Source organism: Corallococcus praedator (assembly GCF_003612125.1).
GTDB classification, from domain to species: domain Bacteria; phylum Myxococcota; class Myxococcia; order Myxococcales; family Myxococcaceae; genus Corallococcus; species Corallococcus praedator.
In genome coordinates this window covers 1-8,745 of sequence record NZ_RAWI01000383.1, presented here as the reverse complement: position 1 = coordinate 8,745, position 8,745 = coordinate 1, and the positions used below count along the sequence as shown (strand labels likewise).

Below are 8,745 nucleotides of genomic sequence, written 5' to 3'. Positions count from 1 at the left end.
GCCAGGGAGGGTTGCCCGGCGGACGCCGCCGATGGTCGCCCCCTGACGCGTGTTCATCTTCGGCGTGGGGAGGTGTTCATGGTCGGGTTCATCGCGTCGCGGACGGGACGGTGGGTGCGGATTCTGGCGGGCTCGGGCCTGGTGCTGGGCGGCCTGGGCACGGGCTCGCCCCGGGGCGCCATGGTGGCGCTGACGGGGCTGGTGCCGCTCTTGTCCGGGGCCCTGGACCTGTTCCTCCTGGGGCCGCTGTTCGGCCTGCCCGTGCGGGGCGCGGACGTGCGGCGCGCGCTGGGACAGCCGGAGGAGGCGCCGCTGCTCGACCTGGCCCACGACGGCGGGCGCTCCCCCTACGCGCCGCCCAGCACGCTGTTGCACTAGCTAGTGCGTGCTCACCTGGAAGGGGATGTCCAGCGCTCCGAACGGCTCCCCCGTGGTCGCGTCCACCAGCTTCACCTGGAGCGTCACCGCGTCCTCGCGGCGCGCCACGCCCTGGAAGTAGAGGAAGCCCTGCTGCGTGCCGCCGGGCTCCAGGGTGCCCTCCGGCAGCGCGTTGTTGAGCATGTCCTCGGTGGGCAGCGGCTCCTGGTACTGGGGCCAACTGTAGAGGAACGGATCGTAGAACGGGCTGCCCCACGGGCCGTAGTACGGCGGGTAGTAACCCCTTCGGGGGCCATGGACGTAGGAGGACCCCACGCCCACGCCCACGCCCACGCTCCAATGGCCCGCGGGGGCGATGACGCCGCTGGGGGCCGTGTCATTGGCGGACATGGCCTTCTGGAGCGACAGGGGCGCCAGCGCCGTGTAGCGGAAGCGCGACTCCTCGCCGATGAGCGAGAAGGCCGCGTACTGGAGCTTGAGCGGCCGCTGGCCCTGGTTCTCCAGCCGGACGTAGACGGGGGTGAGGCGGCGCTCCAGGTCGGACGGGGAGCCGCGCCACGCGGAGCCATCCGCCACCAGCCTCACGCCCTGCTGTTCCGTGATGGCGCCGCCCTTGCCGTTCACCAGGACGCCCGCTTCCGGCGTGGGCCTCAATTTCGTCTCCGCCGCGCAGCCCGCGACCAGCAACAGCGCCGCGGCCCCCAGCCCATGTGCACGCATGATGTGCCTCCTGGGATTCAAGGTAGGGCACGCGGCGTCCACGGGAGGTCACCCGGAAGGCTCCACCCCGGATGCCATCCCTGCGGCCGGGCCCTCGCCCCGAGGCCGCGGCGTCTACGGCGTCACGGCTTCGGCGGCGGCCCCGGGCCACGAGGCGGAGGTGATGAAGTCCCAGTCCTGGTGGCGCGCCCAGGTCTCGAAGGTCCGCCAGCCCACGCGCGGGACGCTGTTGCGCAGGGTGAGGATGTCCGCGTGGTAGCCCACCCGGTCCAGCCATTCGTACATGCGCGCCAGGTCCTCGCTCTGCTGCGCCAGCTGGTCCAGCGGCACCTGCTCGTAGTGGATGCGGTGGCCGCTCACCATGGAGAGCAGCGCGGAGGACTGCTGGCCGGTGACCTCGTCGGACGCCACCTCGATGCGCTCGCCGATGAAGCGCTCCGGATCCTCCAGCACGTGCAGCGCGTAGCCCGCGAGGTCGTCCACCGCCACCATCTGCAACCCGCGCGACGCGGGCAGCCCCAGCGTGAGGTGCCCCCGGGCCAGCGCGTCCCGCGTCGGAGGCTGGAGCAGGTTCTCCATGAAGAAGGTGGGCGCCAGGATGGTGAAGGGCATGTCCATGCGCCGCAGGTACAGCTCCACGCGGTGCTTGCTGTCGAAGTGGGGGACGCCGGTGAGCTGATCCGCGCCCGCCACGGAGGAATACACGTAGTGCCGCACGCCGGAGCGCTTCGCCGCGTCCGCCAGGTTCATGCCGTGATGTGTTTCCGTGTTCGGGCCGCCGCTTCCAAAGGGCGTGGCCATGGCGTAGACGGCGTCCACGCCCCGGGTGGCCTGCTCCAGCGCGTCCACGTCGTCGAAGTCACCCCGCACCAGCCGTGCCCCCAGCGTCTGGAGCGCGCGGGCCTCGGGCTTGTTCGGGTCGCGCACCAGGGCGACCACCTTGTGGCCCCGGCTCAAGAGCTGGCGGGCCACGGCGCCGCCCTGCTGGCCGGTGGCGCCCGTGACGAGCGCGGTGATGGAGAAATCCACGGACATGGCTTCAGACCTCCGGACGCGGCGTGTCACGAGAAGGTGCGACCGCCCCTTCCTGTTGGCGAGGTCCGGAAGTCGCACGCCCGCCCCCCGGACTCAGGCTCCCGGGGCAGGCAGGCAGGCCCGCGAGGGCAGGCCAGGAAGCAGGCGGGCAGCCACGGCGCGTGGCATCTTCCGGGGAACCCATGAGCAAGCGCGACACGTCATCCCCTTCGGAGCTGGTCTCCGCCGCCCAGGCACTCGACGCGGAGCTGCTGCGCTTCGAGGCCCTGTCAGGGCAGCTCCAGGACGCCCCCCTGACCTCGGAGAAGCACCTGGAGCGGGCGTCGCGCACGCTCAAGGAGCTGGCGGACCTGGACGACGCGCTCCGCCTGCGCGTGGGCGCGCTGGTGCAGGCCATCACCGGCGTGCGCACCCGGCAGCAGACGCAGGCGGACGCCGTCAACACGCGCGCGCAGGAGCTGCAACGGCGCACGGAGGTGTTCAAGGACCTGCTCACCCGCTACGGGGGCCTGGGCCAGAGCGCCGCGGACCTCAACGGGCGCATGCAGCAGTTCTCCGCCCTGCGTCAGCAGGAGTCCCGCACGGCGGAGGAGGATGCCCAGCTCACGGCCGTCTTCACCTCCCTCCAGGAGCGCATGGCGGAGGTCGCGGACGAGGCGGCGACCCTGGCCGGCGCCGCGGACGCGGATCACTTCTCCGACATCGCCCGGCAGGCGGATTCCCTGCGCCAGCAGTTGCTGTCCGCGCGCAACAAGCTGGGCCTGCTGCACCAGAGCCTGTCGTCGAAGCCCGCCTGAGCCCGTCCGCTCCAGCCTGCTGGCGCTTCAGCTCAGGTACGTGGGCTCGAAGTCGTCCGGGCTTTCGATGGGGCGGCGTCCGGAGAAGCCCGCCTGCAGGTCGTGCCAGTGCGTCACGCTCGGCTCGCCGAAGCGCCAGCACAGGTAGACGGGCTCCTCGCCGCGCCGCGCGTGGAAGTCCACCAGGCCGTCCGCGCCCTTGATCTCCAGCCCCATCTCCTGGAGCGGGCCCAGCTCCCCTCGGATGCGCTCCAGCAGGGACTCGCGCTCCTCGCGCTGGGCGCGGGTCTCCAGGGTTTCGGGGGCGGACCCCAGGGCGTCCAGCGCCTCCGCCAGCTTCTGCACGCGCTCCACCCACGGGCGCACACGCCCGAAGGTCAGCGACAGCAACGGCACCAGGCGGTTGGCCTCTTCCACGCTGAAAAAGCGCATCGGGGCGACAGCATGCAGTGTGCGCCCTCCGCTGGCCATCACCATCCCCGAGCGGGTGCGGATGCGTGGACGCAAGGCTTTTTGTGTCGGAAACGTGTCAGCCAGGTCAGGTGGGAGGGTCCTACCCGCGCCGCAGCGACGACAGATGCTCCACCAACCAACGCCAGGCGGACTCCCGCAGGGGAAAGGCGGCCTCGCGCGCGTCGAAGTCGGGGGGGTGTTCGGCGGCGCAGCGCCCGGTGTCATCGCCGTCCCGGTCCGCGTCGGTGTGGGCCAGGTCCGCGTGCAAGAGGGCGTGGAAGACGAGGAAGTCCACCACGAAGGCGGGCACGTGGGGCTTGTCCAGCGCGGGGTGGAGGCGCACCTCGCGCAGGCGTGCGTCGTAGCCACCCAGGTGGATGGTGCGGCGGGTGCGGCGGCCCGGCTTCCGGGCCCAGCCCACCTCCACCTCCCGCACCCGGCCGTCGAAGTACGTCGCATCCAACCGGGCGTGCACCGCGCGCAGGTCGAAGCACTTGCCCCGGCTGCGCAGCGGGGCTCCGGGCTGGCGCTCCCGGCGCACCTGGTCGTGGTGCGCGTGGCTGAACGCCTCCAGCACGTCGCGCGCGCCCGCGTCACCGGCCACGTACCCGGCGACGGCGCGCACCACCGGCTCCGGTGCGTCCAGGAAGAGGTGGTGCATGCGCAGCCGCACGCCCTCCGGTAGCTTCCGGAAGCTCACCAGCGTGGCGCGGTTGTCGGTGAGGCGCAGGTGCACGGGCAGGCCCAGCAGGGCGGACACGCGCCGGGCCAGCTCCGCCGCCCGGGGCAGCGCGTCCTCGCGCGAGGGCAGCCGGGGGCGTCCGGGCGCCGGTTCCCTTTCGGGGGCCGGCGCGTCGAACATCGCCAGTTGTCCGGGCGGTGGACGCATGCCCTGCAACGTAAGCCCTGGGCGTGCCCGCTGGCCAGGAGGATGCAAGCCCGCTTGTGCCCCGGTGTCGGGCGGCCCACGTCCTCCCGGCGGGGGCGCGTCAGGACTTCAAGGGCACTTCGAAGCAGCCCGCCAGCGACGCGAGCACGGCGAGCAGCTCCACGGGCTCCACGGGCTTGGGCACGTGGCTCTGGAAGCCGGCGCGCAGCACGCGGGTGCGGTCCTCCGAACGGGCGTAGGCGGTGATGGCCACCGCCGGGGTGCGTCCGCCCCTGTCGGCGGGCAGCGCGCGCACGCGTTCGATGAAGCCGTAGCCGTCCGTGCCCGGCATGCCGATGTCGGACACGAGCACGTCCGGCGGCTCCTCCTGGAGCACCTGGAGGCCCTCGGCGGCGGAGCCGGCGGTGAGCACGTGCGCGCCGCTGTCCTCCAGGAGGGTGCGCAGGAGTTCGCGCGCGTCCTCCTCGTCATCCACCACGAGCACGCGCACCCCGTTCAGCTCCGCGGGGCGCACGGACTCCGGGCCTGGGGCGGAGGGCGGCCGGGGCGAGGGGGCCATGAGCGGGTCGCGGCGCTGCATGATGGACAGGGGCAGGCGCACGGTGAAGGTGGCGCCCCGGCCTTCGCCCTCGCTGGCGACGGCGACGGTGCCGCCGTGCATCTCCACGATGTGGCGCACGATGGACAGGCCCAGGCCCAGGCCGCCCGTCTTGCGGGTGGTGCCGCTGTCGGCCTGGCGGAAGCGCTCGAAGACGTGGGGCAGGAAGGCCGCGGGGATGCCCTGGCCGGTGTCCTGCACGGTCAGTTCCACCAGGGAGTCCCGGCGCTCCACCAAGAGCCGCACGTGGCCGTTGCGGGGCGTGAACTTCACCGCGTTGGAGAGCAGGTTCCACACCACCTGCTGCAGCCGTTGCAGGTCTCCCATGACGCTGCTGGAGGAGTCCACGGTGGCCTGCACCTGGACGCCGCGCGCGTCGGCGGCGGGGCGCACGGAGTCCAGCGCCTGCTGCACCACGGTGGACAGGTCCACCGGCTCCACGTCCAGCTTGAGCTTGCCGGACATGATACGGCTGACGTCGAGCAGGTCCTCGATGAGCTGGCCCTGCGCGCGCGCGTTGCGCTCCATGGTCTCCAGCGCGCGCTCGCGGCGGGACTCGGGCAGGTGGCCGGTGCGCAGCAACTGCACCCAGCCGAGGATGGCGGTGAGGGGCGTGCGCAGCTCGTGGCTGACGGTGGCGAGGAACTCGTCCTTGAGCTGGTTGGCCTCCTCGGCCTCCTTGCGCGCGGCGCTCTCCCGGGCGAGCAGGGCTTCGCGGTCCACCTCCGCCTGCTTGCGGTCGGAGATGTCGATGATGCTGCCGATGTAGCCCAGGAAGCGCCCTTCGGTGTCGAAGCGGGGCGAGCCGGTGTCCACGGCCCAGTGGTACACGCCGTCCGTGCCCCGCAGCCGGTAGTCCAGCCGGAAGGACCGGTGATGCGCGAGGTTGGCGGAGAGGAAGATGTTCCGGGTGCGCTCCAGGTCATCGGGGTGGATGGCGTCCAGCCAGCCGAGGCCCAGACCCTGGGCCTCCGTCTGGCCGGTGAAGGCGTACCAGCCCCGGTTCATGTAGGTCGTGACGCCGTCCACGTCCGTCACCCAGAGCATGACGGGGGCGTGGTCGGCCATGTTGCGGAAGCGGGCCTCGCTGTCGCGCAGGGCCTCCAGCAGGCGTTCACGCTCCTGGGCCGCGACCTTCTGTTCGGTGATGTCGCGCGCGGCGGCGTAGATGAGGCCCTGCGCGGGCACGGAGCGCGCGGCCCAGGCCAGCCACTTGTAGCGGCCGTCCTTGCAGCGGAAGCGGTTCTCGAAGCGCAGGGTGGGGATGCCCTGGGAGAGCTTGCTCACCTCCCGCCGGGTGGCCTCCCGGTCGTCGGGGTGGACGAGGTCCAGGAAGGGGAAGCGGTACAGCTCCGGCTCGCTCCACCCGAGCACCTGGACGAAGTACGCGTTCACGCGCTTGAAGTACGCGTCGATGCCCGCGATGCAGAACATGTCCGGGGACAACTGGAAGAAGCGCTCGCGCTCCTCTGCCTCCTCGCTCTTGCGCTCGGGGCTGTCGAGTTCGAACTGGGACACGGCCTCGCGCATGGCGGTGTCGATGCGGAGGCTGAGCAGGCGCAGCTGCGACAGGGGGAAGTGGATGTCCTCCTGCTCGATGCGCTCCAGGAGGCAGTCGCGCAGCAGGCCGTACTCGCGGGCGACCAGGGCCGCGCTGAAGCCCAGGCGCTGGCGCTGGCGGCCATGGGCCTCGGAGGCCTTTCGGTGATGAGGGGGCCGGCGGTCGCCGCCTGCCTCCTCCGCTTCGAGCGTGTCGCGAAGCTCGTCGATGAAGGCAGGCAGGGCGTCGAGGATCTGCTCGCGCGTCAGCCGCAGGTTGGCGAACAAGGGGGCCACGCGGGACAGCCAGTCCTCCACGATGGCATCGCGGTCGAACTCCAGCAGGTCCACGAGGGACAGCGATCCACCGCCCTCCGCGGGCGTCCGCCCCTCCGACGAAGGACCCCGCTCCTGTGGATCCGAGGAGGACATGAACGTCTCTAGAGGTGGGAATGTCCGGCGCGCATGGGCAGGGGCGGCACGCCGTGCGCCTCCTGCCTCGCGTGTCCGGTGGTCAGCGGGGCGGCGCTACAGCCCCAGGTATGCGAGCAGCGCGCCCAGGTCCGCGTCGGACAGGGACTCCGCGCTGTAGGGGGGCATGTTGCCGCCCACGCCGAAGAACTGGCCGTGCCGCACCTTCTCGATGACGACCGTCGCGTGCGGGATGCCCGGGAAGAGCCGGTCGTAGTCCTGCGTCACCTCCGGCAGCACCGACGCCAGCTCCGTCAGCCGGCCCTCGCCCGTGTGCGTCGCGCCGTGGCAGTTCTGGCACGCCGCCCGGTACACCGCCTCACCGCGCGCGGTGTCCCCCCGGGGCACGTCGCTGATGTCCTTCACCACCGTGAGCGGCAGCGCGGGCGCCTGCGCGTCCGGGCTGATGCGCGACAGGTACTCGTACAGGGCCCGGGAGCGCGGGTCCTCCGGCTCCAGCTTCGTCACCCCGCGCATGAAGTTCACGTAGCAGAAGTTCACCGCGTCCAGGAGGTGCGTCTCGTAGCCGCCCCACCAGCTCGGCCGCGCCGTCACGTTGTGCAGCGAATACCCCGAGTCGATGCGCCCCGCCGGCGTCTCCGGCGTCGTCACGTGACACGTCGCGCACGAGAAGCGGTTGAACGTGCTCTCCGACAGCCGGGCGTCCTGGAACAGCTCCTCCCCGAAGTCCGCCGCCGCCACGGGCTCATCCCCCCCGTCGCAGCCGGACAGCACGCCCAGCACCAGCGCCATCACGCCCCACCTCATGGCGTCCCCTTCAGCAGGCTCACCGAGTCCGGGAAGATGCCCATTCGCACCGTGGACACCACCGTGCCCTCCGCCACGTCCACCACGTGCAACGTGCCCGGGCCCACGTGGTCGCCTTCGCACACCACCAGCCCGTGGCGCTCATCCGGCGTCAGCATGAACTGGTGCACGTTGAGACAGCCCGCCTGGGACAGCTCCAGCGTGCGCTGCACCGTGGACGTCGCCGGGTCGATGACCGCCACCGCGTCCTCCTGCTGGTACGGCAGGTACAGCGTCTTCCCGTCCCGCGTGAACGCGCCGAACATGGGCGACCCGCGCAGGTACACCGTGCGCTCCGGGTTCATCGCGCGCGTGCCCGGCTCCAGCACCTGCACCTGACGGCTGGCCAGCGAGCTGACCCACACGTCCCCCGTCGTGGGCGACACCGTGAGCGCGTACGGCTGGTGACGCGGATTCGTGGCGGTGCCCGCCCCGGGCGCCACCTTCACCCGCGTCACCGGCATCCCTTCCGTCGCCAGGTCCACCAGCGCGACCTCATCCGACCAGCACGCCACGTACGCCGTGCGCTCATCCGCCGACAGGCGCACCGCGTGCGGCGCCGGGCACACCTTCACCCGCGCCTTCACCGCCATCGTCTCCGCGTCGAGGATGGCCAGCCGCGCCACCATCTCCTCCTCCGTGCCGCCCTGCCGCGCGACGTCCGCGATGCGCAGCAGGTCGAAGTGCGTCTGGTACAGCGTGCGCCCGTCCGCGCTGACGATGACGTCGCCCGGGTTGCGGTCCACGCGCGCGGAGGCCACCAGCCGGTTGTCCTTCGCGCTCAGCTTCAGGCAGTACCCATCCGCCGTGCCGGTGCCATGCGCACCGTGCGGACCGGAACCCCCACCGGGCACGTAGTTGGAGATGCCCACGTAGTAGTAGTCCCCCATGGGAGACACCGCCGTGTGGTGCGGCCCTTCCAATTCCACCGGGTTGAGCCCCACCGGCACGCGCGCCAACTCACCCCAGTCCGCCGAGCCCAGCCCCGCCAGCTCCAGCAGGCTCACCGAGTCATCCAGGCTGTTGGTGACGAGCAGCCGCCCCGCCGGCCCCGGAGG

General features: G+C 72.0%; 9 protein-coding genes. 2 read left to right on the top strand and 7 right to left on the bottom strand.

The genetic code is table 11. The annotated features are described in order from the left end of the window. The first annotated feature begins 78 nt into the window (after positions 1-78). Positions 79-378 (top strand): hypothetical protein, encoded by a 300-nt coding sequence (locus tag D7Y13_RS33430; RefSeq protein WP_199732782.1) that lies wholly within the window; start codon positions 79-81, stop codon positions 376-378. On the opposite strand, the gene D7Y13_RS33425 is transcribed toward D7Y13_RS33430, so the two are convergent. After that, positions 379-1,098 carry a hypothetical protein gene (locus tag D7Y13_RS33425; RefSeq protein WP_120583877.1) on the bottom strand — a complete coding sequence of 240 codons (720 nt, stop codon included), beginning with the start codon at positions 1,096-1,098 and terminating at the stop codon, positions 379-381. 114 nt (positions 1,099-1,212) lie between these two features. Beyond that, positions 1,213-2,133: an NmrA/HSCARG family protein gene (locus D7Y13_RS33420; protein WP_199732783.1), complete on the bottom strand. Its 921-nt coding sequence runs from the start codon at positions 2,131-2,133 to the stop codon at positions 1,213-1,215. A gap of 182 nt (positions 2,134-2,315) precedes the next feature. Between D7Y13_RS33420 and D7Y13_RS33415 the strand changes: the two genes are divergently transcribed. Further along, positions 2,316-2,930, top strand: a complete 615-nt coding sequence (locus D7Y13_RS33415; RefSeq protein WP_120535961.1) for a hypothetical protein — start codon at positions 2,316-2,318, stop codon at positions 2,928-2,930. Positions 2,931-2,957: 27 nt separating this feature from the next. Here D7Y13_RS33415 and D7Y13_RS33410 read toward each other — a convergent pair whose 3' ends face one another. The 5 genes from D7Y13_RS33410 to D7Y13_RS33390 all read right to left on the bottom strand — a co-directional run. Continuing rightward, positions 2,958-3,362, bottom strand: coding sequence for a DUF2203 domain-containing protein (locus D7Y13_RS33410; RefSeq protein ID WP_120583878.1), 405 nt, complete (start codon positions 3,360-3,362; stop codon positions 2,958-2,960). Positions 3,363-3,483: 121 nt separating this feature from the next. After that, complete coding sequence (locus tag D7Y13_RS33405) at positions 3,484-4,272, bottom strand: hypothetical protein (RefSeq protein WP_233595582.1); 789 nt, start codon at positions 4,270-4,272, stop codon at positions 3,484-3,486. Between the two features lie 100 nt (positions 4,273-4,372). After that, positions 4,373-6,841 (bottom strand): hybrid sensor histidine kinase/response regulator, encoded by a 2,469-nt coding sequence (locus D7Y13_RS33400; protein ID WP_120583880.1) that lies wholly within the window; start codon positions 6,839-6,841, stop codon positions 4,373-4,375. A gap of 96 nt (positions 6,842-6,937) precedes the next feature. Further along, the gene (locus D7Y13_RS33395; RefSeq protein ID WP_120583881.1) at positions 6,938-7,648 is read right to left on the bottom strand and encodes a c-type cytochrome; all 711 of its coding nucleotides are present in this window, start codon (positions 7,646-7,648) and stop codon (positions 6,938-6,940) included. Further along, the coding region (locus tag D7Y13_RS33390; protein ID WP_120630896.1) for a YncE family protein at positions 7,645-8,745 on the bottom strand (1,101 nt) is incomplete at its 5' end. The genes D7Y13_RS33390 and D7Y13_RS33395, both read right to left, overlap by 4 nt.